This window comes from Flavobacterium sp. 83, from assembly GCF_000744835.1.
Lineage (GTDB): Bacteria > Bacteroidota > Bacteroidia > Flavobacteriales > Flavobacteriaceae > Flavobacterium.
Genome location: NZ_JQMS01000001.1, coordinates 3,429,608 through 3,454,566 on the forward strand (window position 1 = coordinate 3,429,608; position 24,959 = coordinate 3,454,566).

18 protein-coding genes are annotated in these 24,959 nt (G+C 32.7%); 11 read left to right on the forward strand and 7 right to left on the reverse strand.

The annotated features are described in order from the left end of the window. The first annotated feature begins 174 nt into the window (after nucleotides 1-174). Together T410_RS14795 and T410_RS14800 are read left to right on the forward strand one after the other, a co-directional pair. Nucleotides 175-801: a Crp/Fnr family transcriptional regulator gene (locus T410_RS14795; RefSeq protein ID WP_035673179.1), complete on the forward strand. Its 627-nt coding sequence runs from the start codon at nucleotides 175-177 to the stop codon at nucleotides 799-801. 73 nt (nucleotides 802-874) lie between these two features. Beyond that, entirely contained in the window at nucleotides 875-1,660 is a 786-nt protein-coding gene (locus T410_RS14800) for a sulfite exporter TauE/SafE family protein (RefSeq protein WP_035674694.1), read from the forward strand. Between the two features lie 56 nt (nucleotides 1,661-1,716). Here T410_RS14800 and cydB read toward each other — a convergent pair whose 3' ends face one another. Together cydB and T410_RS14810 are read right to left on the reverse strand one after the other, a co-directional pair. Further along, the gene (gene cydB / locus T410_RS14805; protein WP_035673181.1) at nucleotides 1,717-2,793 is read right to left on the reverse strand and encodes a cytochrome d ubiquinol oxidase subunit II; all 1,077 of its coding nucleotides are present in this window, start codon (nucleotides 2,791-2,793) and stop codon (nucleotides 1,717-1,719) included. Between the two features lie 3 nt (nucleotides 2,794-2,796). Next, on the reverse strand, nucleotides 2,797-4,128 hold the full coding sequence (locus T410_RS14810; protein ID WP_035673185.1) for a cytochrome ubiquinol oxidase subunit I: 1,332 nt from the start codon (nucleotides 4,126-4,128) through the stop codon (nucleotides 2,797-2,799). A 224-nt stretch (nucleotides 4,129-4,352) separates the two neighbouring features. Here T410_RS14810 and T410_RS14815 point away from each other — a divergent pair, with 224 nt between their 5' ends. From T410_RS14815 to T410_RS14840, 7 genes are read left to right on the forward strand one after another with little or no spacing between them, the layout of a single operon-like run. Continuing rightward, complete coding sequence (locus T410_RS14815) at nucleotides 4,353-5,768, forward strand: rhodanese-like domain-containing protein (RefSeq protein ID WP_035673187.1); 1,416 nt, start codon at nucleotides 4,353-4,355, stop codon at nucleotides 5,766-5,768. Between the two features lie 25 nt (nucleotides 5,769-5,793). Beyond that, entirely contained in the window at nucleotides 5,794-5,997 is a 204-nt protein-coding gene (locus T410_RS14820; protein ID WP_035673189.1) for a DUF2892 domain-containing protein, read from the forward strand. 1 nt (nucleotide 5,998) lies between these two features. Then, nucleotides 5,999-6,835: a methyltransferase domain-containing protein gene (locus tag T410_RS14825; protein ID WP_035673192.1), complete on the forward strand. Its 837-nt coding sequence runs from the start codon at nucleotides 5,999-6,001 to the stop codon at nucleotides 6,833-6,835. A 20-nt stretch (nucleotides 6,836-6,855) separates the two neighbouring features. Next, nucleotides 6,856-7,062 (forward strand): hypothetical protein, encoded by a 207-nt coding sequence (locus T410_RS16815; protein WP_081897857.1) that lies wholly within the window; start codon nucleotides 6,856-6,858, stop codon nucleotides 7,060-7,062. Continuing rightward, entirely contained in the window at nucleotides 7,055-7,357 is a 303-nt protein-coding gene (gene trxA / locus T410_RS14830) for a thioredoxin (RefSeq protein WP_035674697.1), read from the forward strand. Before T410_RS16815 ends, trxA begins: the two co-directional genes overlap by 8 nt. A gap of 11 nt (nucleotides 7,358-7,368) precedes the next feature. Beyond that, the gene (locus T410_RS17275; RefSeq protein WP_238567386.1) at nucleotides 7,369-7,542 is read left to right on the forward strand and encodes a DUF6132 family protein; all 174 of its coding nucleotides are present in this window, start codon (nucleotides 7,369-7,371) and stop codon (nucleotides 7,540-7,542) included. A gap of 29 nt (nucleotides 7,543-7,571) precedes the next feature. Continuing rightward, complete coding sequence (locus T410_RS14840) at nucleotides 7,572-8,318, forward strand: TIGR00730 family Rossman fold protein (protein WP_035673198.1); 747 nt, start codon at nucleotides 7,572-7,574, stop codon at nucleotides 8,316-8,318. Nucleotides 8,319-8,668: 350 nt separating this feature from the next. On the opposite strand, the gene T410_RS16575 is transcribed toward T410_RS14840, so the two are convergent. The 5 genes from T410_RS16575 to T410_RS16580 form a co-directional block, all read right to left on the reverse strand. Beyond that, entirely contained in the window at nucleotides 8,669-10,795 is a 2,127-nt protein-coding gene (locus T410_RS16575) for a PAS domain-containing hybrid sensor histidine kinase/response regulator (RefSeq protein ID WP_193743753.1), read from the reverse strand. Nucleotides 10,796-10,875: 80 nt separating this feature from the next. Continuing rightward, nucleotides 10,876-14,184 carry a chemotaxis protein CheB gene (locus T410_RS14855; RefSeq protein WP_051929456.1) on the reverse strand — a complete coding sequence of 1,103 codons (3,309 nt, stop codon included), beginning with the start codon at nucleotides 14,182-14,184 and terminating at the stop codon, nucleotides 10,876-10,878. A 111-nt stretch (nucleotides 14,185-14,295) separates the two neighbouring features. Next, the gene (locus T410_RS14860) at nucleotides 14,296-15,081 is read right to left on the reverse strand and encodes an IS982 family transposase (protein ID WP_369793036.1); all 786 of its coding nucleotides are present in this window, start codon (nucleotides 15,079-15,081) and stop codon (nucleotides 14,296-14,298) included. Between the two features lie 516 nt (nucleotides 15,082-15,597). Continuing rightward, on the reverse strand, nucleotides 15,598-16,383 hold the full coding sequence (locus T410_RS14865; protein ID WP_369793036.1) for an IS982 family transposase: 786 nt from the start codon (nucleotides 16,381-16,383) through the stop codon (nucleotides 15,598-15,600). 257 nt (nucleotides 16,384-16,640) lie between these two features. Further along, on the reverse strand, nucleotides 16,641-22,268 hold the full coding sequence (locus tag T410_RS16580; protein ID WP_051929457.1) for a PAS domain S-box protein: 5,628 nt from the start codon (nucleotides 22,266-22,268) through the stop codon (nucleotides 16,641-16,643). 200 nt (nucleotides 22,269-22,468) lie between these two features. Here T410_RS16580 and T410_RS14875 point away from each other — a divergent pair, with 200 nt between their 5' ends. Then, nucleotides 22,469-23,782, forward strand: coding sequence for a TolC family protein (locus T410_RS14875; protein WP_035673204.1), 1,314 nt, complete (start codon nucleotides 22,469-22,471; stop codon nucleotides 23,780-23,782). A 92-nt stretch (nucleotides 23,783-23,874) separates the two neighbouring features. Beyond that, the gene (locus tag T410_RS14880) at nucleotides 23,875-24,954 is read left to right on the forward strand and encodes an efflux RND transporter periplasmic adaptor subunit (RefSeq protein WP_035673207.1); all 1,080 of its coding nucleotides are present in this window, start codon (nucleotides 23,875-23,877) and stop codon (nucleotides 24,952-24,954) included. Nucleotides 24,955-24,959 lie beyond the last annotated feature (5 nt).

The following is a 24,959-nucleotide window of genomic DNA, read 5'->3' on the forward strand; positions in this document are numbered from 1 at the left end:
AAGACCTTATTTTTGCGAAAAATAGTCCATTAAATCCATCGGAAATGTATAAAGCAAAACATTTGAAAATTTATGTCCCAATCTATTTTTTGAATAGTATAATAGCGCTAATAATTTCAGTTTTTAGACTACTTTTACAGTATTGTCCACAAAAAAAATTAAAATAACAGTAAAATGCTTGATCCTATAAAGAAACTTTTTCCATCATTTTCTTCAGAATTAGTCAAAGATGTTGATGCTAATGCGACAATTCAATCCTTTAAAACTGGTACTGTTATTATGCGAACCGGGCAATATATAAAAAACACGGTATTGGTTATCAGTGGCAAAATTAAAATTTACCGCGAAGACGAAAATGGTGGCGAATTTTTTATGTATTATTTACAACCGGGTCAAGCGTGTGCCATTTCTATGATTTGTGCCACAAAAAATGAAACGAGCCAAATCATGGCCAAAGTTGTTGAGGATGTTGAACTGATAATGATTCCGTTACCTTTAATGGATAAATGGATGATGCAACACCGCAGTTGGTATGAATTTGTAATTGACACCTACCGCAGCCGATTTGAAGAAGTACTGGAAGTCATTGACAGTATTGCTTTTAGAGCGATGGACGAGCGATTAGAATTTTATTTAAAACGCCATGCCGATGCTTGTGGCTGCAAAGATTTGAAACTTTCGCATCAGGAAATTGCATCCGAGTTGAATACATCCAGAGAAGTGATTTCCCGTTTGCTCAAAAAAATGGAACAACGGGGATTGGTAAATTTACAACGCAATAACATTGAACTTTTGAAGTAAAATGTTCTCAATGTGATAAATGTTACTGTTTGTAAAAAATTTACAGACAACCTTTGCAATAAAAATTTTTCAAATGGAATATTTAGGCTATTTTGCATCAATTATCATAGGACTTTCTTTGGGTTTAATAGGCGGTGGTGGTTCAATTCTAACCATTCCTATTTTAGTTTACTTATTTAAGATCAATCCTGAACTAGCCACAAGTTACTCTTTATTTATAGTAGGAATCACCGCTTTATTTGGATGCATTAGCCATTACAAAATGGGAAATCTTAAAATTAAATCAGCGTTATACTTTGCTATTCCTTCAGTTATTTCAATACTGATAATCAGGGAAGTTATTTTTCCAAAAATAGCCGCAACTTTATTCTCCATTGCTTCCTATCAAGTATCAAAAAGTTTTCTCATTATGATTGTTTTTTCAGTTCTGATGATGGCAGCAGCTGTATCCATGATACGCAAAACAAAACCCGTGATTAACGCTCCAAAAACAAACTACACGCAACTGGGAATTATTGGGTTTATTGTTGGGATAGTAACTGGTTTTCTGGGTGCTGGTGGCGGATTTTTAATCATACCAGCCTTATTGTTTTTTGCAAATTTGCCAATGAAACAAGCCGTTGGCACCTCTTTGCTCATTATTTTCATCAACTCTTCCATAGGTTTTGGCGGGGATTTATACATTGGCACACCTATAAATTATCCTTTTTTACTTGGAATTTCAGGCGTTGCCTTTTTAGGAATGATTATAGGAACCAAACTTTCGAGAAAAATTGATGGTGCTAAACTAAAACCAATCTTTGGTTGGTTCGTATTAGTCATGGGAATTTACATCATTACTAAAGAGATTTTCTTTTAAAACAAAAAAGTATCCCGAGTTGGAATACTTTTTCTTTTATCATTTGAGTTTAATTCCTAATGTTCCCCATACCCGATATCATCCATTTTACCACTAAAAACTTTATACTGAATTGTAAAGTAAGCAATTACTAATACGATTGCAATAACAAACCAATATACTCCAACGGACAATCCATATTCACCTGCAGCAGTATTGTAAATCGTTAATGATGGATTTACCGTATTGGTTGAAGGTAAAACATTTGGAAAAATAGAAGCTGTTGTTGCTGCAAATCCTCCTACGAGAAACATACTTGAAAACACGAATCCATGACCGTCTTTTTTAAATGATTTGACTTTAAACAATCCAAAAATACCAATAAATGCAATCAATGGAAATATCCAAAGAAATGGATTTTCTATAAAGTTATGAAACGGTTTCGGTTCGATTCGGTGCCAAACTAATAATGAAATAATGACCAATCCTAATAAGACAAAATTGAGTTTGAAAACCACCTCTTTTAATTTTGCATTCAAAGAAGAATTTGTTTTATAAATAATCCAATTGGCACCATGAATCGTCAGCGTAACGGCACTAACCACTCCTAAAAATAAGGTAAACCAATCTATAATTCCCAATTGATCTGCTTTTGGGCTAAAAGTTGGATTCCACAACGGCAAAAAGAAAAAATGAGCCTCCTGTGTTGAAACTCCATTTGCTACCATTCCCAGATTTACACCGCGAACAATGTTTCCCAAAGCCACGCCAAAAAATATGGCTAATAATAAACTCGCAATCCCAAAAGCTTTGTCCCAAATCACTTCCCACATAGGATGATGGATTTGACCGCGTAATTCCAACCCTACAGCTCTAAAGATAAGCAACCATAAAATCATCATCAAAGGCAAATAAAATCCACTGAAAGATGAGGCATACAACGTAGGAAAGGCAAAAAATAAAACTCCGCCTGCAGCAATAAGCCATACTTCATTGGCATCCCAAAAAGGACCAATTGCACTCGTTATTGCTTTTTTATCTTTCTCAGTTTTCGCAAAAAACAAATGAATAATTCCCGCTCCAAAATCATAGCCATCCAATACAATATAAACGGCTAAAATTCCCATTAAAACTATATACCAAAAGAATTCCATAATTTATTTATTTTCTGTTTGAGGTCCTTTATTTATAATCTTACCAACCAAGAGTAAAAACAACATCCCTAATAAGAGATACAATCCTATAAATCCAAGTAAAGTAAACAATGTATTCCCGGAAGAAACCGTTGGTGAAGCACCTTTTGTAGTGCGTAATAAATTATATACTAACCAAGGTTGTCTTCCTAATTCAGCGGTGTACCATCCGGTTGTATTGGCGATGTATGGAAATGGAAGCATAAAAAGCAATGACCACAAAATCCATTTGGTTTCGAATAATTTTTTTCGAATGAGCTGAAAAACCGCTAATGCCATTAATCCGATGAAAACGGTTCCGAGCCCAACCATAATATGATACGCATAATATAACCCTGAAATATTGGTGGGATGATTTTCCTCTTTAAATTGATCTAAGCCTTTTATTTCGCTATGCCAGTTTCCATAAGTCAAAAAACTCAAAATATTAGGAACGGCAATCTTATTGTCCAGTTTTTTATCTTTTACATCAGGCTGACCAATTAGAACAATTTCGGAACCCTTTTTTTCACTGTGAAAAATTCCTTCCATAGCCGCAAAAGTAACGGGTTGATACTTTACGACATTTTTAGCTAATAAATCCCCGGTAGGAACAGCAACGATAAGGCTTGAAGCCAATCCGAAAATCACGCCGGTTTTCAAGAATAATTTCCCAAAAGAAACATTCTTTTTGCTCAAAATATAAAAAGCACCAATTCCTGCCACAACAAAAGAACTGGTTACCATTGAAGCTGCCTGATTATGAAAATAAGAAGGCCACAACCATGGATTTGTAAATAATGCTGCAAAGTTATTCAGGACAAATTTTCCATTGGCTATTATTTCGTAACCAACAGGAAATTGCATCCAGGAATGCGTTGCTATTATTAAAAAACCACTAGCCCAGGAACCTATAAAAATCAGTAATCCCGTGACAAAATGCCATTTATGCCCGAGTAATTTTTCTCCATATAAAAACAACCCTAAAAAGGAGGATTCCAAAAAGAAAGAAAACATACCTTCCATTGCCAACGTTTGTCCAATAATACCCCCTGTTAATTCTGAAAACTTAGCCCAATTGGTACCAAATTGAAACTCCATTGGAATTCCTGTCACCACGCCCATCGCAAAATTAAGGGCAAATATTTTCATCCAAAAATGAGTTGCCTGATTGTACTGTTCGTTTTGGGTACGTAAAAACTTCCATTTAAAATAAATAATAATTAAAGAAAGTCCCATGGTCAATTGAGGAAACAAGTAGTGAAAGGTAATCGTAAATGCAAATTGCATACGGTCGTAAAAAAGCATTTCTTCCATTCAAATATATTTTATCAGAGGTTTTGCAAATTTACCCATTATAAGTAACATTTCTTTTACATAAGTGAACTTTATTATCTTCTAATGGTTACAATTTAAATAAAAAAGCAACAAATACTAATAAGCTGTTTATACTTAAAATCAAAAAAACTTGTGTAACTTTAGTCACCAATTTTATTTGAATACGGCAGTATCTTTGTCTAGTAAAATAAAAAACTGTAATCATGAAAATCGAACAAATATATACGGGTTGTTTAGCACAAGGCGCTTACTACATTACTTCAAATGGCGAAGCGGCTATAATTGACCCTCTTCGTGAAATTCAACCTTACTTAGATAGACTGGAACGCGATCAGGTACAACTGAAATACATTTTTGAAACCCATTTTCATGCTGATTTTGTGTCCGGACATGTTGATTTAAGCAGAGAAACTGGAGCCCCAATTGTTTATGGACCAAATGCAAAGTGTGAATTTGAATGTGTATCAGCCACTGACGGACAACTATTTACTATTGGAAACATCCAAATAAAAGTGCTTCATACTCCGGGACACACTATGGAAAGCACAACCTTTTTATTGATTGATGAAAATGGTAAAGATCATGCTATTTTCTCTGGAGACACCCTATTTATTGGTGATGTAGGAAGACCGGATTTAGCCCAAAAAGCGGCACACATGACTCAGGAACAACTCGCGGCTATATTATACCATTCTTTAAGAGACAAAATAATGACATTGGCGGACGATGTTATTGTATATCCGGCGCATGGTGCGGGAAGTGCTTGTGGTAAAAACATGAGTAAGGAAACGGTATCTACCATTGGTAACCAAAAAGCAACTAATTATGCTTTGAGAGCCGATATGACTGAAGCCGAATTTGTACAAAAAGTAACCGAAGGTTTATTGCCTCCTCCAGCCTATTTTGGGATGAATGTAGCCATGAATAAAAAAGGATATGAAAGTTTCGAGAATGTATTACACTTGGGAATGCGCGCTTTATCGGTAATTGAATTTGAAGCCGCTGCCGAAGAAACCGGAGCCTTAATTTTAGACACCCGAAAAAACACTGATTTTGCCAAAGGATTTATTCCCCAATCTATAAATATTGGAATTGATGGCGATTTTGCTCCCTGGGTTGGTGCTTTAGTTGCCGATGTCAAACAACCAATTCTAATCGTTTCCGAAGAAGGACAAGAAGAAGAAACTGTTACGCGCTTGAGTCGTGTGGGTTTTGACAACTTAATCGGTCATCTGGATGGTGGTTATAATGCTTGGGCAAAAGCGGGAAAAGAAATTGATACCATAAACAGAATTACTGCTGAACAATTTGCCAAAGAAGTAAAAATTGGCGAGAGCAAAGTAATCGATGTTCGTAAAGAAAGTGAATATTGTGCTGAACATGTTGAGGAATCCTACAGCAAACCCTTGGCAACAATTAATGACTGGATAAAAGACATTAACCCAAAAGAACATTTTTACTTGCATTGCGCCGGCGGTTATCGCAGTATGATTGCCGCCTCCATTTTAGAAGCGCGAGGTTTTAGAAATTTCACAGAAATAGAAGGTGGTTTTAACGCTATTGCAAAGACAAATTTGCCAAAAACAGATTTTGTTTGCCAAAGCAAAGTTTTGAAGTAATTGCTAACCAATTAAAATTAATACGATGAAAAAAAACATGGGTTCAACAGACAGAATTATACGTATTGCCGTAGCTGCGATTATAGCAGTATTGTATTTAATGAATGTAATAAGTGGCATTATAGCAATTGTTTTAGGAGCATTTGCAGTTATTTTATTGCTTACAAGTTTTGTTAGTTTTTGTCCATTATATCTCCCATTTAATCTTTCAACCCGAAAAAAAATATAAAATGAGTGAGACAAAATGTTGTGTCGTTTCGTGTGAAAAACCGCTTGACGCAGCCTATTGGGAAGCCCAATACAAGGCAAAAGCCACCGGTTGGGATTTAGGTAAAGTATCGCCTCCGCTGCAAACATACGTTGATACATTAGAGAATAAAAATATCCGTGTTTTAATTCCTGGCTGCGGAAACAGCTATGAAGCTGAATATTTTTTGGATCAGGGTTTTACTAACATTACTGTTATTGATATTGCACCAACACCAGTCGCAGATTTAAAAGAGAAGTTCAAAAACAATCCCAATATTAAAATTATATTAGGTGATTTTTTTGAACATCAGGGAGAATATGATTTGATTATCGAACAAACCTTTTTCTGTGCCTTACCTCCTGCTATGCGTCAAAAATACGTTTGGAAAATGCATCAACTTTTGGATAATGAAGGAAAACTGGTAGGATTGTTATTCAATAGAACATTTGAAGTTAACCCTCCTTTTGGCGGAAGCAAAGAAGAATATGAGGCCCTATTTAAAGTTGCTTTTGGCTTTTTGAAAATGGATGCTTGTCTAAATTCGATTGCACCACGAGCCAATTCAGAATTATTTATTGAATTTAAAAAAAATAACATAGTTACCGTGAATCTTTATGAATTCAACGGTATTACTTGCAGCGGTTGCATGGAAACAGTCACAAAAAAGTTTGCGGTAATTGATGGTGTTTTAAATGTGAGCATGAGTAGTGATTATATGGAAGTGCTACTTGTCAGTAAAAATGAAATTGCTGTCGCAACACTACAAAATGCAATCTCTTATGATGAAAAATATCAAATTAAAAAAATAAGTTACTAACCCAAGTTAGCTTAAAAAAAATGAAAGAATTATTATTTACAAATTGGCATATTATGCGCTTTGTTCGTCTCGCATTTGCCTTATTTTTATTTGCTCAAGCCTATATATTACGAGAATGGATGTTTATTGCCTTTGGGTTATTTTTCTTTATTCAAGTACTTTTTAATTTAGGTTGTGGTTCTAATGGTTGCACTATTTCAAACAATAAATACAGTAAAAATGAGTAATTTCAACAGTATTATCCAATCAGAAAAACCCGTTTTAATAGACTTTTTTGCAACATGGTGCGGACCATGCAAAATGCTTAGCCCTATTTTGAGGGAAGTTAAAGAAAGTTTAGGAGACCGGGTTTCTATCATCAAAATTGATGTAGACAAAAACCAACAAGTAGCTTCACAATACCAAGTAAGAGGTGTTCCTACCATGATTTTATTCCAAAACGGAAAACAATTATGGAGACAATCCGGAGTATTGACTAAAGAAGAAATAATTAAAACCATAATTGAAAAAAGCAATACATGACCAAAAAAGCGATGCTTATCACCGGATTAGGAATAGTAATAGGAACCTTCGCGGGTTACCTCTATTATTACTATGTAGGATGTGCTTCAGGGACCTGCGCCATAACTTCTAAGCCCCTAAATAGTTCTTTATATGGGGGATTAATGGGTGGCTTACTATTGAATATGTTTGTACAGAGTAAATAAATTCGGTTCCTTTATATAACTTTAGCAATATGAAGAAATTCCCTCAACATTACAGGCTATCAAAATCTGAATCTTTATTTGTAAGAGAACCATTATCCCGATTTAAAAACTTAGTTTTCTTATTTAAAGTCCTTTACAACTTCATTAAAGCATTTCGTAAAATGCATTTTATTGGCCCATGCGTAACCGTTTTTGGTTCTGCGCGTTTTGGACCGGAAACCAATCATTATCAAGATGCAGTAAAAATTGGGTCAAAATTAGCTAAACTTGGTTTCACCGTAATGACAGGTGGAGGTCCAGGAATTATGGAAGCAGCAAATAAAGGCGCTTATGAATCCGGTGGCTACTCTGTAGGCTGTAATATTGTCCTTCCTATAGAACAAAAACCAAATCCTTATCTTCACAAATGGATTTACATCCCCTACTTTTTTGTTAGGAAAGTAATTCTAATAAAATATTCTTATGCTTTTGTTGTTATGCCCGGAGGAATAGGTACTTTGGATGAATTATTTGAAGCATTAACACTAATTCAGAATAAAATAATCAACAATTTCCCAATAGTAATTTATGATACAAAATACCATGAAGAGCTGATTCACCATATCCAAGTAATGTCCCAAAACGAAAGTATTAGCCCTGAAGACATGAAACTTTTATTTGTAACTGATTCTGTAGAAGAATTAATAGCGCACATAAAAAAACATGCTATCAAACAATTTGGTTTAAAGAGACAACCTTATAAATCTAAATGGCTGTTTGGAGAAAGAAGAAAATGATACAAAAAACGCCTCTTCTTTATTTCATACCCTACTCAACCCGTTGGGCACAATTATTAAAAAACATCAGTTCGAGAGATCATTTATATTCAAAAAAAACAATATTAAATGACAATACAGCTATCGCGCCAGTTCGGGCAAGTTTTCTAAAAACGCGAACAGCTTTTTCAGAAAATTTGTATCGAGAACTATTTTTAATAAAAACGTGTCATGGTAGTGTTTTTTTGGTGTAGTATAACGAAACAAAACTTCTCGATACGCTTAGTATTCGAAGTAACTTCTATCAAGTCGGTTTTAATACGAATTCTAACTAACGGTTTTATTCCTATTTAAAATCAATTAGTTAAAAATTATTTTTCTAACCATTTGTGTAAAATTAATTCTAAATTCGATTTCACAATTGGTTTAGAGATATAATCATTCATTCCTGATTCTAAACATTTTTCTTTTTCTCCTGATAACATTCCAGCTGTTAAGGCAATTATAGGGATGTTTTTTGCTTTTTTCAATTTTCTTATTTCAGCTGTTGTTTCATATCCATTTTTAACCGGCATTTGTATGTCCATTAAAATGAGATCTAGTTGCTCATTTTTACACAATTTTATTGCCTCAATTCCATCAGAAGTTTCAAATATTATAGAATTAGGAACTATTGATTTAAGCAGTTTTTTTATCAAAAGTAAATTAATGCTATTATCCTCAACAATTAATATTTTACTATCCTTTAAAATTTCAGTCGAAACAATCTCATTTTCAACATCATTAACGCCTATTTCATGTTTTGATTTTTCAAGTTCTATCGTAAAGAAAAAATCACTTCCAAATCCATAATTACTAATCAACTCTAATTTACTGTTCATTAAACCTAAAAGTTGATTTGAAATCGTTAATCCAAGTCCAGTTCCACCAAACTGACGTGTTATTGAATTATCTTCCTGCACAAAGGATTGGAATATTTTTTCCTGATTTTGTTGTTTTATACCAATTCCCGTATCTTTTACTGAAAAATTTATATCAGTTTTATTTTTTCGTTTATTCGATTTATTATAAATATCTAATTTGATTTGTCCAGTTTTAGTAAATTTCAGTGCGTTGCCAATTAAATTCACTAATACCTGTTTCAACCTTACAGAATCAGCCAACACATATTGCGGTACATTTGTATCAATAGTTAAACTTAAATCAATATTTTTTAAATTTGCCTGATATTTAAATAGATCGATAACTTGATGAGTTAGTCCAAAGAGATCAACTTCCTCAATATTTAATTCTAATTTTCCTGATTCAATTTTCGAAAAATCTAAAATATTATTCACAATATCAGCTAATATTGTTGCTGACTCTTTTACCGTATTCATATATTCCAATTGATTCTCATCAAGGTTTGATTTCATTAACAAATCAGTGAAACCAATTATTCCATTCAATGGTGTTCTAATTTCATGACTCATATTCATTAGGAAACTCGACTTCGCTTTATTGGCTGATTCAGCTTGATCTTTTGCTTTTGTCAATTCAATTTCCAGCATTTTTAGCTCTGTGATCTCAATAAAACTGGTTACTGCTTCGATTACTTCACCTTTATTGTCAAAAACGGGAAAACCATTTAATAGGAGCCATATCGTCTTAGTATTATCTGGTCTTTTGATTCCAAGAATAAAATTTTTGAGAAAATTTTTATTTCTTATAATTTGGTTTACCGGATAATTTTCAACTGCTATAGGTTTGTAATTTTCATCAATAAATTTCCACACCGGACTAATTGACTCTTTTCCTTTCATTTGAATGGTACTCAACCCTATCAATTCAGATGCCTTAGGATTAGACAAAATAATCGAAGTATTACTTGCATGTACAATAACTCCAACATCAATATTATTTAACAATCCACGGTATCTTTCCTCACTATCCCTAAGTGCGGATTCCGCTAATTTTAGTTGTGTAATATCCACAACAGAAATTAGCGCAAGTTCTTTATCCTCAGTAAGAATTCCTGTGAGATAAACATTTGTAACATACGCATTTGCTAATAATAATTTAATTTCACAGCATTCTTTAATGTTGCTATTAAATATATTCTCTAAAAAAAGATTAAAAATAGGCTTAGTCTCATTCGAGACAAAAAATCCAAACTGACTGCCTATCAATCGAGATCTTTCCTTGCCTAACATGCGGAAACCTGTTAAGTTTAGTGCTGTAACTTTTCCTGATTTTGTTAAAGTAACATATCCTGACGGAGCAAAATCATATAAATCCGCGTATTTTTCAATAGCAATTTCAGACTGTTCTTTAGCCAGTATCAATTCTTCATTTTGCATTTCAAGTTCAATCTGATGCACTTCAAATTCATGAATGAGCTTCAAAATATCAACTTCTGCAATTTCGTAATCTATTTTGGAGGCGTTATTTTTTTGTAATTCCTCAGCTTTTTCACGAAGAATTGTCATGAATTCTGATTTACTTTCTGTTTTTCTCATAATTCCCAGCATTGTTAAATATTGCCATTTTTACTATCTTGAATCGGAAAACTATTACTCTTATTCTTTTATTTTAAACTTTATTTTTCATGAATAAAATACTGAACCACTTTTTTACGTCCTAAAGAATAAATTGTGCCTATTAAATCAATTTTTATTTTTCTCTTGTCTGAAGTTTCAATTGCTATATCATGGTACTTAATAAATTCCTGTATATTCAATTCATTAAATTTTTCCATATTAGGAATCATATTTTTTAAAGATTCGATTTGCCAAATTTCCTTTCCAATACATTTTTCTTTGGGTAAACCCAACATATCAGAAGCATAGGAATTAATATCCGTAATTTTCCCGGTTTCATAATCCAAAAATAAAATTCCATCTTTGACATATTCGACAAGGTGTTTAAACCTATTTTCTAAAGATATTAATTCATTTTGAACCACTATACGATCTGAAATATCGCGAATAATACATTGCATTACTTTGACATCGTTTACTAAAGATACGTTACTTATAAACTCTACGTTTATTTTTTCTCCTTTTGCATCCTCAAGTGGTAAATTTTCATAGCGGACAAATTCCTTTTTTTGTAGTTCTAAAAATTTATCTTTATTAGCTACTATATCTTTTAAAGAACCTATTTCCCAAATCGATTTTTCAATGAATTGCTCATGTGAATACCCTAACAATTCTTCCAAATAAGGATTTACATCAATAATCATCCCCGTTTCTGAATTAAGAATCAAAATTCCATCTTTTGCAGATTCGAATAAGCGACGGTACCGATTTTCTTTTTTCAAGGACTCTTCCGCTTGTTTTGCTGCTGTAATATCAGTAAAAGTAATTACAAGTCCATCTATTCGATCGTCTAAAGTGCGATAGGGCATTATCCTTACGTAATAATACCTTTCATCATTTGTTGCTACTTCTTTTTGAATGGAAGATAACGTTCTAATTACCCCTAAAGCATCACTCCCCATATCTGGATAAATCAAATCACAAACTAAATCCGTGAAAGGCCTTCCTATATCACTTGCTCTTAATTTAAATATTTTAGTTACCGGATCTGTGTATCGTCGAATATTCAATTCCTTATCTAAAAACAGCGTTGCAATTTCAGTACTGTTCAGTAGATTTTTCATGTCGTTATTAGCCTGCTCAAAATCAATCAGCTTACTTTGAAGTTCCGTATTAACCGTTTGCAATTCTTCATTTAAGCTCTGTAACTCTTCTTTAGAAGTCGTTAATTCTTCGTTAGTTGATTGTAATTCCTCGTTAGTCGACTGCAACTCTTCATTTGTAGATTTCAGTTCTTCCTGTGAGGTTTGCATCTCTTCACGGGTACTGTTCAAATCTTCTTTACAACGGATTAATTCAGCTTCTAATTCTTTTTGTTTACCGGAAACACCTTGCTTTTTTGGTTTCAAAGTATCTGTATCTGACAATATATTTTTAGTTACATCATTAAAAACCAACATAATCATACCTCTCAAAGCCTCTGGACTTTCAATTTGTTGGAGAGTTAAATTTACAAAATATTCAGTTTCATTTTCAACTATTTTTACATTTTCAATTTTTATTGGGTCAAAACTTTGTAAAGCTTTACGGAATGCTGACGGCAACTCATTTCTTAAACCTTCGCGAGCCATAGCGTGTATATTCCAGTTGGCTTTACCGGCAACAGGTTCTAAATATTTTCCCGTTCTGCCTGTTATATAAATAATATCACCTTTATTATTGACTAATAGGCTAGCTGGTGAAAAACGTTGAAGCAAGATTTGATCTGCAAGGATTTGTATGTTTTCAACAACCTTAGTTTCTTTCATAGTATCAGTAGTTAATCTTTTAACTTGGGAAAAAGAACTTGGGAAATTAGTAAATTCTGGAATTACTACTTTTGAAGTCCGTTTAAAAATTTTTAATTTGGAGTCAATTACATCAAATCCTTTAATACTGCTTGCAATCGTCTCAGCTGTTCCAAGTACCATTATACCTCCTGGTTTCAGACTGTAATTAAATAGCATTATTAATTTATTTTGTAATTGCGGCTCCATGTATATTAACATATTTCGACAAGTCAATATATCAAGTTTTGTAAAAGGTGGATCTTTTATTACATCATGAGGAGCAAATACAATCATTTCACGAATGAACGTGTTTACACGGTAACCTGATTTATCAGGGTAAAAAAACTTATTGATTCGCTCCGGAGAAACATCCTTTTCTATATCAGATAAGAACAACCCTTTTCTAGCTTTCTCAATGGCTACTATGTCTAAGTCAGTAGCAAAAATTTGAAGTTTTATATTCTTATGTTTTCCCATTTCCCCCATCACCTCCTCAAAAAGAATAGCCAATGAATAGGCTTCTTCTCCAGTAGAACAAGCTGGAACCCATGCCCGAATAACATATCCGTCAGGAATATCTTTTAATAAATTAGGAATAACTTCTTCTTTTAGTTTTTCCCAAACCGGAGCATCTCTAAAAAAACTGGTTACACCAATTAATAACTCTTTAAAAAGTAACTCAACCTCTTTTGGATTTTCTTGTAAAAAACGAACATAGGTTTGTATATTATCAATCTGATGTATTCCTTTTCTTCTTTCGATACGACGCATCAATGTACTTTTCTTGTACATCGAAAAGTCATGTCCGGATTGTTCTCGAAGTAAAATTATAATTTTATCAATACTACTTTTACTTTTAACATATACTTCCCCTTCCGTATTTATTTTCGGGAAATATTTTAATAATGCAATTAATTTAGCTGGCAACTCTTCTACAGGAGCTACAATATCAGGCATAACAGCTTCGATTGCATTGCGCGGCATACTATCAAACTTTGCTGAAGCAGGCTCTTGCACAAGTACAAATCCGTTTTTTTCTTTAATTGCTTTTATTCCTAAACTACCATCAGATCCCATTCCAGAAAGAATGATTCCTATGCTTTTCTCCATGCGATCTAAAGCCAATGATCTAAAAAAAAGATCAACCGGCAATCGTAATCCTCTGGATTCTAAAGGATCAAATAAATGTAATTTCCCTTTTAGAATGGACAAACTTTTATTAGGTGGTATTACGTAGACACTGTTTGGTTTAATTTTTAATGCATCTGTTGCCTGAAAGACCTTCATTTCTGTCATTCTTTGTAATAACTCAGGCATTATTCCAACATGGGTAGGGTCAAGATGTTGAATAATTACAAATGCTATACCGGTACCATTAGGCATGTTTTTAAAAAACAAGTCTAATGCCTCAAGTCCTCCTGCCGAGGCTCCAATACCAATAATTGGAAAATCATTATGATCAGCTCCTGACAAACTTAAATCTGCTTTCAAATCTAATTTTTTGTCTTCCCTTGGACTGATTTGATTTTTTTTTATCATCACAAAATTAGAATTTCTATATTTTTACTTATGAAGTCAGATTTATATTGTCTTGACCACCTCTTTTCTGTCAGAAATATTTAAAAGGCTAATTTAACCCGTTGGGTGCAATTAGATTATTTGTGTTTTAATATTGTTTATTGGTCTTTCAAAAATAAATTTATTAATGAATTGTACCAAAGTTAATGCTGTTATTTTAGCTAAAATTCTTGTTTTAAAACCTTGAAAAGATTTAGCATAATTTCGTCTAATCATAAATTGATCACACAATTGAGAGAATAATGTCTCTATTCTTTTTCTTGATTTTCTAAATATGTAGGGTTGTTTTTTATACCCAATTTGATTGATTCTCATTGGAGTTTCTAATTTTATATTTGCTGTTTCAAACAAATCTAATTGTAATGGTGAAGACAAATAACCTCTATCTCCAAGAAGCACACAATCAGACATTTGATATTTTAAATCTTTTAATAAATGTACATCGTGAACACTTGCTTTTGTAATATCTATTGATTGAAAAACCCCAGAAACAGTACAAACTCCGTGAAGTTTGTAACCATAAAACCAAGAGTTTTGTGATGCACAAAAACCTTTATCTGGCGCAGTCTGAAAATCACCCTTACAAATTTTAATCCTATTATGACGAGCCATTTTACAAATCTCAAGTGGCATACTATCAACAACAAAATAGTTCTCAAATTCTGTGAATTTTGAATATAAATGTTGTCTGATTTCTTCAGCAAAATGGAATAATTTTTTCCTTCTCTTATTATACTGACTTCGTTCAATTAGATTAGAAATTTGTCCATTTTGCAACTGATTAAAAAATGAATTTTCACTGTCAATAGACATAAATTCAGATGTTAAACTTAAAGCAACTACTTCTAAATCAGACATTTTAAACTTTCTTCCAGCTCGAATTTCTGTATTAAATGCAATATTCAAAGAACTTATAACTTCTAAAACTCTAAAATAATTTTTTACTATATTTGACATAGATATTGGTTGTTTGACGACTTCAAGATACTGAATTTCAGTATCTTGACCAATATCTAATCAATATTTTTTACTTCAAATAATTACACCCAACGGGTTAATTTAGTATGTTTTTACTGGTTTTTATAACTTTTTAAAAAAGGAAGTTCATTAAATTATCTTCTTTTTAAAAAGAGATTATTAAATTTTAACAACTGATTAGGCTTTTATAAAAAAACTCTTTTAATTAAAACCTAAAAAAAGCAACTTATCTATAATAAAAAACAAATTTTATTATTTTTCCTTAAAATATTCAACTTAAAAGAAGTTAAATGTAATAAAAATAAATGTTTTTAACAAATCAACATCTTTAAAAATCGATAAACAAATAATTAAAAACTTTGCTGTTTATTAATTTAGATAACCCGTTGGGTGCAATTAGATTATTTGTGTTTTAATATTGTTTATTGGTCTTTCAAAAATAAATTTATTAATGAATTGTACCAAAGTTAATGCTGTTATTTTAGCTAAAATTCTTGTTTTAAAACCTTGAAAAGATTTAGCATAATTTCGTCTAATCATAAATTGATCACACAATTGAGAGAATAATGTCTCTATTCTTTTTCTTGATTTTCTAAATATGTAGGGTTGTTTTTTATACCCAATTTGATTGATTCTCATTGGAGTTTCTAATTTTATATTTGCTGTTTCAAACAAATCTAATTGTAATGGTGAAGACAAATAACCTCTATCTCCAAGAAGCACACAATCAGACATTTGATATTTTAAATCTTTTAATAAATGTACATCGTGAACACTTGCTTTTGTAATATCTATTGATTGAAAAACCCCAGAAACAGTACAAACTCCGTGAAGTTTGTAACCATAAAACCAAGAGTTTTGTGATGCACAAAAACCTTTATCTGGCGCAGTCTGAAAATCACCCTTACAAATTTTAATCCTATTATGACGAGCCATTTTACAAATCTCAAGTGGCATACTATCAACAACAAAATAGTTCTCAAATTCTGTGAATTTTGAATATAAATGTTGTCTGATTTCTTCAGCAAAATGGAATAATTTTTTCCTTCTCTTATTATACTGACTTCGTTCAATTAGATTAGAAATTTGTCCATTTTGCAACTGATTAAAAAATGAATTTTCACTGTCAATAGACATAAATTCAGATGTTAAACTTAAAGCAACTACTTCTAAATCAGACATTTTAAACTTTCTTCCAGCTCGAATTTCTGTATTAAATGCAATATTCAAAGAACTTATAACTTCTAAAACTCTAAAATAATTTTTTACTATATTTGACATAGATATTGGTTGTTTGACGACTTCAAGATACTGAATTTCAGTATCTTGACCAATATCTAATCAATATTTTTTACTTCAAATAATTACACCCAACGGGTTTAGATATACTATTTCACTAAAAAAAAGTGTTTAAATTAATAAACACTTTCTATAAAAACTTATTTTCGATCTAACCATTTAAGCAATATTTTTTCTAAATCCGTTTGAATAATAGGTTTTGGCAAATAATCATTCATTCCTGCTTCCAGACATTTTTCTTTATCACCTATCATAATTCCGGCTGTTATAGCAATTATAGGAATATTTTTAGAATCCTTCAATTTCCTAATTTCATCAGTAGCTTCATATCCATTTTTATTTGGCATTTGAATATCCATCAAAATTACATCAGGCCGTTCTTTAGTATATTGCTCTATAGCCTCATTTCCATCTTTTGCTTCAAAAATAGTACAATTAGAAACTATTCTTTTCACTAGAGTTTTTGCTAAAAGCATATTGATTTTATTATCCTCAACTATTAAAATCTTTTTATCTCTTAGAATATCAGTACTAATAAGTCCGTCATTATTGATTGTATCAGTAACAATTGAAGCTATATTTTTTTTATGATTTACTTTTTTAAATGTAACTATAAAGAAAAAATCACTTCCGTCACCATACTTACTTATTAACTCTAACTTACTGTCCATAAGCGCCAAAAGTTGATTTGAAATTGCTAAACCAAGTCCGGTACCACCAAATTTTCGGTTTGTAGAATTATCTTCCTGAACAAATGAATTAAATATTTTTTCATTATTAACACCTTTTATTCCAATACCGGTGTCCTTGACGGAGAATTTTATGGTAGTTGAATTTTTTTCTAAACAAGGAATTTCATCTATATCTAAACGTATTTCTCCAAAATGGGTAAACTTTATGGCATTACTCAATAGATTTACTATAATTTGTTTTAACCTTACAGAATCCGCCAAAATATATTGCGGTACTTTTTCATCAATATTAAGTGTTAAATTTATCTTTTTTTGATTGGCTTGGTACTTAAACAAATCGATAACTTGGTTTGTCAATTTAAAAAGATTGACTTCTTCCATATCCAACTCTAATTTTCCCGATTCGATTTTAGAGAAATCTAATACATCATTTACAATTTCCATTAATGAAGTTGCAGATTCATTGACTGTAGTCATATATTCTGCCTGATTCTTTTTCAGATTGGATTTCATTAACAAATGAGTAAAACCGATAATACCGTTTAATGGAGTTCTAATCTCGTGACTCATATTCGCAAGAAAATCAGTCTTGGCTTTATTAGCCGCTTCCGCCTGTTCTTTTGCATTTATTAATTCCATTTCCATCATCTTTTGCTCTGTAATATCAATGAAACTAATTACAATTTCGAATATTTCACCGTTGGAATCTATTTCAGGGAAACCATTAATTAATAGCCAAACTCTATCATTTGTTTCAGGTCGGTTCACTCCAAGTCTAAAATTTTTAATTGCTTGTTTGCTTTTTAAAATTTGGTTTACTGGATAGTTCTCAATTAGCATCACTGAATTATCTTCATTTAAAAAACTCCAAGCCTCACTAATAGCCTTTTTGCCTTTCATCTGGCTATCCGTTAATCCTAGCAATTCAGATGCTTTTTGATTGTTAACGATAATAGAAGTATCCGGAGCGTGAACCACTATGCCAGCATCGAGATTATTCATCAAACCGCGATAACGTTCTTCACTTTTCAGCAATGCATAATCTGATTCTTTCGCATTGGTTATATCTCTGGAAAGGCAGATAAAATGAATCTCGTGATCTTCACTTTCTTCCATGGGAGCTATTGAAAGTTCAAACCAGTGTAAACCACTTGGCAACTGCAATGAATATTGCCTTCCTGTAGAAAATCCTCTTTCAGCTGCTTCCCGTATTGCTGATAAACCTAAATTAGCAGCATCTGGTGGTAATACTTCTGAAAATTTTTTACCTACAAATACTTCGGCAGGCAAAGCCAATAAATCATCTCGACGGGAATGATAGCTATAAATCCTGCCCTCTATATCAACTTCAAACATTAAATCAGGGATAGCTTCTAATACTGCCTCTAATTTTTTGTGCATTTTCTTAAAGTTGTCTTCTGTCTGTTTTCGTTCACTTACATTTCGCACTATTGCTATGATACGCTCATCAATTAGCATTTTAGCCGTTATTTCTACAGGAATCAATGATTGATTATTATGCAGCATTTTACGTTCAATTAAAACTTGCTCTCCACTGAGTAGCTCTTTAACCATTAAAGGTCTCGAATTAAGCTCATCAATAGTATATAAATCTGTCATGTTTTTTGCGCAAAGTTCTTCTTTGCTATAGCCAAGCATCAAACAGGCACTTTCGTTTACCTCAAGTAAATTTCCTGAAATATCGTTAATAAAAATAGCATCTGAAGCTTGCTCTATAAGGCTGCGGTATTTTTCTTCACTATTAACAAGCTGTTCTTTTATATTTTTCAGTTCTGTAATTTCAGTCATGGAACTAATAAAACGCGTAGCTATTCCTGATTGATCTCTTATGATAACAGCACGGTCATAAAAATACCCATAACTTCCGTCTCCTTTTTGAAAACGAAATTCATCTGACCATATATTAGTAGTTCCTGCATATGTTTCCTCAAGCTTATTAACAACTCTTTCCTTATCATCCGGGTGAAGTCTCGATCTCCATATCGCCTTACTATCGGCTGTGCTTGGGTCACCGGTACTCCCAAAATTAAACAGCTCTACAAATGCCTTATTATTCCAGCTTCGACCCGTCAACAAATCAACTTCAGCTATTGCATCATTCGTTGCAAACGAAATCCTTTCAAATCGTTCGTTGATAATTTTAATTTTTTCTTCCGCTTTTTTTATTTCAGTAAGATCTATTCCCATTCCTAACAGGCATTTTTTTCCTTTATATTCTATCGAATGAGAATTAATGTAATACGGGATTTTATTTTTTGTTTTAGTATAAAACTCAATTTCAATTCCAGGTAATTTACTTTCTGAGCTTTCTGATTTATATTCTAATACCGTTTTCATTCGTATTCTAACTTTTTCTTTTTCATCTCCATCAAAGAAATCAACAGGACTCATTTGAGCAATTTCTTCTTTATTATATCCAGTGACATCTTCAAAGTTTTTATTCCATTTTAAAAATGTTCCAAATTCATCATAGAGATAAAAAACACCCGGAAGACTATTAATTATTGTTTCTGAAAGCTGCTTTTCTTTTAAAATTAAATCTCCCGCAATTTTACGATCTGTAATATCAGTTATCGTACCTACATAGCCCACAATCTCATTTTTTGTATTTTTCTCAGGAATAGCCTGCCCCATTACCCAAGCCGTTGAGCCATCTGGACGAACAAAACGATACTCTGACAAGGAAATTTCTTGATTATACGTTGCACTTTCCCAACCATTAAATAATGTCTTCTTATCATCCTCATGAACAGCCGTAAGCCAGCCGTTTCCTAAAGCCTCCTCATAAGACAATCCTGAAATTTGACACCAACGGGGATTGACATAAGTAGTGAGTCCATTTGAATCCGTTCGAAAAATTCCTGTTGGAGACACTTCAGAAAGTGTATGATAGCGTTCTTCACTTTCAAAAACCGCCTCTTCTGCTTTTTTGCGTAAAGCTTCTTTCTCAAAAAACTCTAAGGCAAAAGTAACATCTCCAGTGGCTTCCTCTAGTAACGAAATTTCCTCTGCATCAAAAAAGTTTTTTTCCCCAGCATAAAAAGAAAAGACACCAACTACTTTCCCTAATTTTTTTATTGGTACTGCTATTGACGAAAGATAACCTCGCACTAAAGCCTCTTCCCTCCAGGGAGCCATGTATAAATCGTTTTCTATATCATTACAAACAACATATTGTTCCTTCCGGATTGCAGTGCCTATGGGACCTCTACCTTCTGGAATGTCTTCTATTGAAATTGACTTAATCATAGAAAGATAGCCTTTGTCTTCACCAGCAATCATTTCTGGAATTACTTTTTTAGTATCTTCATTTACTAAACCAATCCAAGCCATTTTAAACATTCCAATATTCACGGCTATTGTACAAGCTTCTTTAAAAAGGGTCTGTTGGTCAGTCGTACGAGCAATCATCTGGTTCATCTGACTAATAAATAAATAAAGTCGATTGGCTTTAATGATTTTTTGTTCTACATTTTTTCTTTCAGTAATATCAGTGATAATACCATGACAAATTATTGTCCCCTCTGGTTCCATTACCGGCAGAGAATTTACTTCATGCCACAACATTCCCTTAGTTGGATGAAAGTAACGGTATTCTCCTTTAAGAGGAACCATTTCAGATTTCGTTAAATTGATTTTTCCAATCATGAAATCCAAATCTTCGGGATGTATTAAAGAAAAAATTTTGTCTAAATCATTCTCAATCTCATCGTGTGAAAAACCATAAATTTCCTCGATAACATTACTGGCATATGGAAAGCTTAATGACCCATTTACATTTTGGCGCATCGAATAAATTAAGCCCGGGGAAGTAGCAGCAATCTTTGTAAACTTTTCTTTTTCTTCCCTCAAAGCTTCAATAACTTTTTTACTCTCAGTAATATCTTTTACAAAACCCAGAAAACGATTTTCTGAAAGTTTTACCGCTTCAACTGACCACCACTTAATTTCTCCCTTTTTTTGAATTGCTTTAATCTCTTTTTTTGCAATTCCGGAATTTAAGAGATTTCTAAATTCCTTAAAATACTCTTCCTTAGACTCTACAGTTGACAAGTCCCCAAATCGCATTGTCAATAGTTCTTCTTTTGAATAACCTGTCAATAATGTTGCTGCATGGTTTACATCTAAGTAATTTCCCTTTTCATCCAAAACAAAAACTCCATCTGGTGCATTTTCTATGTAATTTTTAAATTTAGTATTACTTTCCTCTTCCAGTTTAATCTTATTCGCTTCTTCAATTTGTTTTTTTGTAGTAATATCTTGTGTATTACCTCTTATCGCATAAACATCTCCATTATCATCCAGTAAGGGAAAAACAGTTTCATTTAACCATTTTATTGTATTATTAATAAAAGAAGTTTTCCTTTCAAATTCAAATGGTTTTTTATCAATCATTAATTGACCAATTTGCTCTTCAAACAGCATCAAGACTTCCGATGAAAACCGATTTAAATATTCTTGATATAAATCTTGCCCTTCTTTTTTTTCAATTTCAAAAAGAACATATAATCCATCCGACCAAATTATTTTTTTAGTTTTTAAATTAAACTCCCAAGTACCAATTTTAGCAACTTTTTGAGCATGATTTAAAAGATTCTCACTTACGATTAGTTTTTCTTGTGTATTTCTTATCTCTGAAATATCTTTTCCAATGGCATAAATATTTTCCGGAGAAATAAGGTTTGCAGTCCATTGAATGGTTACAAATTCCCCGTTCTTTTTTAAAAATCTATTCTCATAATTTATTGAAGGTATACCTGTGGAAAGCCTTTCAATCTCTTTTAAGGACCTTTCAAAATCATCCGGATGTAAAAGATGGAGTAAAGAATTGTTAAGTAATTCTTCTTTTGAATAGCCTAAAATTGCAACAAAAGCGGGATTAATCTCTTTGAAAAAAGCATCAATTCCTACCACACAAACTAAATCATCAGACTCTTGGATAAAAAACTTAAAACTAGCTAATGACTCTTCTTGTTTTTGTAAACGATCTATTTCTAACTCTTGGTTTTTCAATTTGTTCAGTAGATCGTTATATGTAGGTTCCGCTTCTTTCATACTCCTAAAATTTCATTATTTAGAATTTTAAATGTAATAAAAATACCATAACAAATAAAATCAATTAATACAAAATATTATTTAAAAAAATCTATTTTATTTTTTTTTTAAATAATCAATCATTTTATCTAATGTGACATTAGTTACTGACTACGCATTTTTCACAATTTACCTTTGCTTCATCAATTAGAAAAAAAATTATGAAGAAAATAAATTTAATACTGTTTTTAATCACATTTTCCATTTCGTTTGCGGGATTCAGTCAGGATACCTTACCTATTTCTAAGAAAAAAATTTGGCAAAAAGCTTCTGATAAAAACCTGCAAATAAAAATGGCCAATCAGGATTTCAAATCGGCACAAGCGGATTACAGACAATCCAATTCGTTATTCTTACCAAGCATTTCAGCTTCGCACACAGCGATTTCAACTACAAATCCATTAATGGCTTTTGGTTCTAAATTGAATCAGGAAATTTTAACGCAATCAGACTTCAATCCGGCTCTATTGAACAATCCGGCAAGGACTAAAAATTTTGCCACCAAAATTGAAGTTTTACAACCTTTAATCAATGTAGACGGATTTTACGGAAGACAAGCCGCCAAGGCAAAAATGCAAGCTTTTCAATTGCAGACAGAGCGCACTAAAGAATATTTGGAACTGGAAGTTAATAAAGCTTTCATGGAATTGCAATTGGGTTATAAAGCGGTAAAAGTTTTGGAAAAAGCCAACACCACTGCTGCAGCCAATCTGAAATTAATCGAAAATTATTTCAAACAAGGAATTCTTCAAAAAACCGATTTGCTTTCGGTGCAGGTTCGTGTCAATGAAATCAAAAATCAGTTGCAATATGCCAAAAGTAATGTACAAAATGCTTCGGATTATTTGGGCTTTCTTTTAAATGAAGATACGGCGAATAAAGTCTATAAACCCATCGAGGAATTGGAAAATACGATTGTGATTGGTAGCATCAACACCACAGTTTCAGCCAATAGAAAAGACATTCAAGCTATGGATAAATCATCCGAAGCTTACGCAAAAATGCTACAATCGAGCAAAATGAATTTCCTGCCAAGATTGAATGCTTTTGGAAGTTACGAATTATATGATGATACTTTTTTGGGAACCAATGCCAAAGGATATTTAGTTGGTGCGCAACTATCATGGTCTGTTTTTGACGGGTATAAATCGATTGGTAAAATGGAAAAAGCCAAAGCCGATTTCCAAAAATCAGAAATAGAAAACCAACAATATAAATCCAAAAGCCAATTGGATTTAAACAAAACTAATCGCCAATTAAAAGATGCAGAGAACAAAGTCAATCTTTCCAAACTGGCTTTAGAACAATCACAAGAAGCCTACAGAATCCGAAGCAATCGCTTTACTCAAGGGCTGGAAAAAACAACAGATTTGTTGCAGGCAGAAACCCAAATGTCCCAAAAAGAACTGGAATTGCTGCAAGCCGTTTTTGAGTACAATTTTACTCAGGAATATTTACAGTTTTTAACGAAGTAATCGAGAAGTGAGAAGTGAGAAGTGAGAAGTGAGAAGTGAGAAGTGAGAAGTGAATAGTAATTGACGAAGTACAAATAATTAAAAAAACAGATATGAAAAAAATAATAGCAATCCTTACAATATCAGCAGTTTTCTTATCCTCATGCGGAGGTGACAAAAAAGAACAAATCAAGGCCGAAACAGCAATTCCAGTAAAAGTAAGCGAAATTTCATCCGATGATAATAGCCCGTTTGTGACAGCCAGCGGGAAAATAGAAGCCGAAAACAGTGCCAACCTAAGCACAAGAATGATGGGTTATGTCACTAAACTTCATGTACAGGTAGGACAAAAAGTAGGTGCAGGACAATTATTAGTGAGCATTAATAATACTGATTTGCAAGCCAAAAAAGCGCAAGTTGACGCCAGTATTCTTCAAGCCACTGCGGGTTACAATAATGCCAAAAAAGACTACGATCGTTTTGTGAATTTATACAAACAACAAAGTGCTTCCCAAAAAGAACTGGATGATATGACGGCGCGTTACGAAATGGCAAAAGCCGGTTTAGAAGGTGCCAGACAAATGCGAAACGAAGTAATGGCGCAGTTTTCGTATTCGAATATTACAGCTCCATTTTCAGGAACGGTGACCAATACTTTTGTAAAAGAAGGGGATATGGCAAATCCGGGAATGCCTTTAGTAAGTGTGGAAGGTGCTTCAAGATTGCAAGTAACAGCTATGGTATCTGAAAATGATATTGCATCGATCAAAAAAGGAATGCCGGTAAATGTTTTAGTAAAATCATCTAATACAAAACTAACCGGAAAAGTGAACGAAGTGAGTATTTCGGCTACAAATACCGGTGGACAATATTTGGTAAAAATCAATTTAGATAAAACCGATAATTCGGTGCTTTCAGGAATGTTTGTAAATGTGCAATTTCCCATTGAAAACAAAACAAATGCTGTTCAAACCGACCGAGTTTTAGTGCCCGAAAGTGCTTTGATAAAACAAGGACAATTAACTGGAATTTACACGATTGGCGAAGGGAATATTGCCATTTTAAGATGGTTACGAACAGGGAAAAACTTTGGAAATCAAGTCGAAATTTTATCAGGTTTATCAGCTAACGAGCAATATATAGTTTCGGGAGACGGAAAGTTATATAACGGAGCTTTGGTTCATATCCAGTAAAAAGT

Coding starts and splice junctions, on each gene's coding strand:
- T410_RS16815 (WP_081897857.1), top strand. CDS start 6,856: ATGAAAGAATTATTATTTACAAATTGGCATATTATGCGCTTTGTTCGT.
- trxA (WP_035674697.1), top strand. CDS start 7,055: ATGAGTAATTTCAACAGTATTATCCAATCAGAAAAACCCGTTTTAATA.
- T410_RS14860 (WP_369793036.1), bottom strand. CDS start 15,081: ATGTCTGATTTAGAAGTAGTTGCTTTAAGTTTAACATCTGAATTTATG.
- T410_RS14795 (WP_035673179.1), top strand. CDS start 175: ATGCTTGATCCTATAAAGAAACTTTTTCCATCATTTTCTTCAGAATTA.
- T410_RS14855 (WP_051929456.1), bottom strand. CDS start 14,184: ATGATAAAAAAAAATCAAATCAGTCCAAGGGAAGACAAAAAATTAGAT.
- T410_RS14865 (WP_369793036.1), bottom strand. CDS start 16,383: ATGTCTGATTTAGAAGTAGTTGCTTTAAGTTTAACATCTGAATTTATG.
- T410_RS16580 (WP_051929457.1), bottom strand. CDS start 22,268: ATGAAAGAAGCGGAACCTACATATAACGATCTACTGAACAAATTGAAA.
- T410_RS17275 (WP_238567386.1), top strand. CDS start 7,369: ATGCTTATCACCGGATTAGGAATAGTAATAGGAACCTTCGCGGGTTAC.
- T410_RS14825 (WP_035673192.1), top strand. CDS start 5,999: ATGAGTGAGACAAAATGTTGTGTCGTTTCGTGTGAAAAACCGCTTGAC.
- T410_RS14800 (WP_035674694.1), top strand. CDS start 875: ATGGAATATTTAGGCTATTTTGCATCAATTATCATAGGACTTTCTTTG.
- T410_RS14875 (WP_035673204.1), top strand. CDS start 22,469: ATGAAGAAAATAAATTTAATACTGTTTTTAATCACATTTTCCATTTCG.
- T410_RS14815 (WP_035673187.1), top strand. CDS start 4,353: ATGAAAATCGAACAAATATATACGGGTTGTTTAGCACAAGGCGCTTAC.
- T410_RS14880 (WP_035673207.1), top strand. CDS start 23,875: ATGAAAAAAATAATAGCAATCCTTACAATATCAGCAGTTTTCTTATCC.
- T410_RS14810 (WP_035673185.1), bottom strand. CDS start 4,128: ATGGAAGAAATGCTTTTTTACGACCGTATGCAATTTGCATTTACGATT.
- T410_RS16575 (WP_193743753.1), bottom strand. CDS start 10,795: ATGAGAAAAACAGAAAGTAAATCAGAATTCATGACAATTCTTCGTGAA.
- T410_RS14820 (WP_035673189.1), top strand. CDS start 5,794: ATGAAAAAAAACATGGGTTCAACAGACAGAATTATACGTATTGCCGTA.
- T410_RS14840 (WP_035673198.1), top strand. CDS start 7,572: ATGAAGAAATTCCCTCAACATTACAGGCTATCAAAATCTGAATCTTTA.
- cydB (WP_035673181.1), bottom strand. CDS start 2,793: ATGGAATTCTTTTGGTATATAGTTTTAATGGGAATTTTAGCCGTTTAT.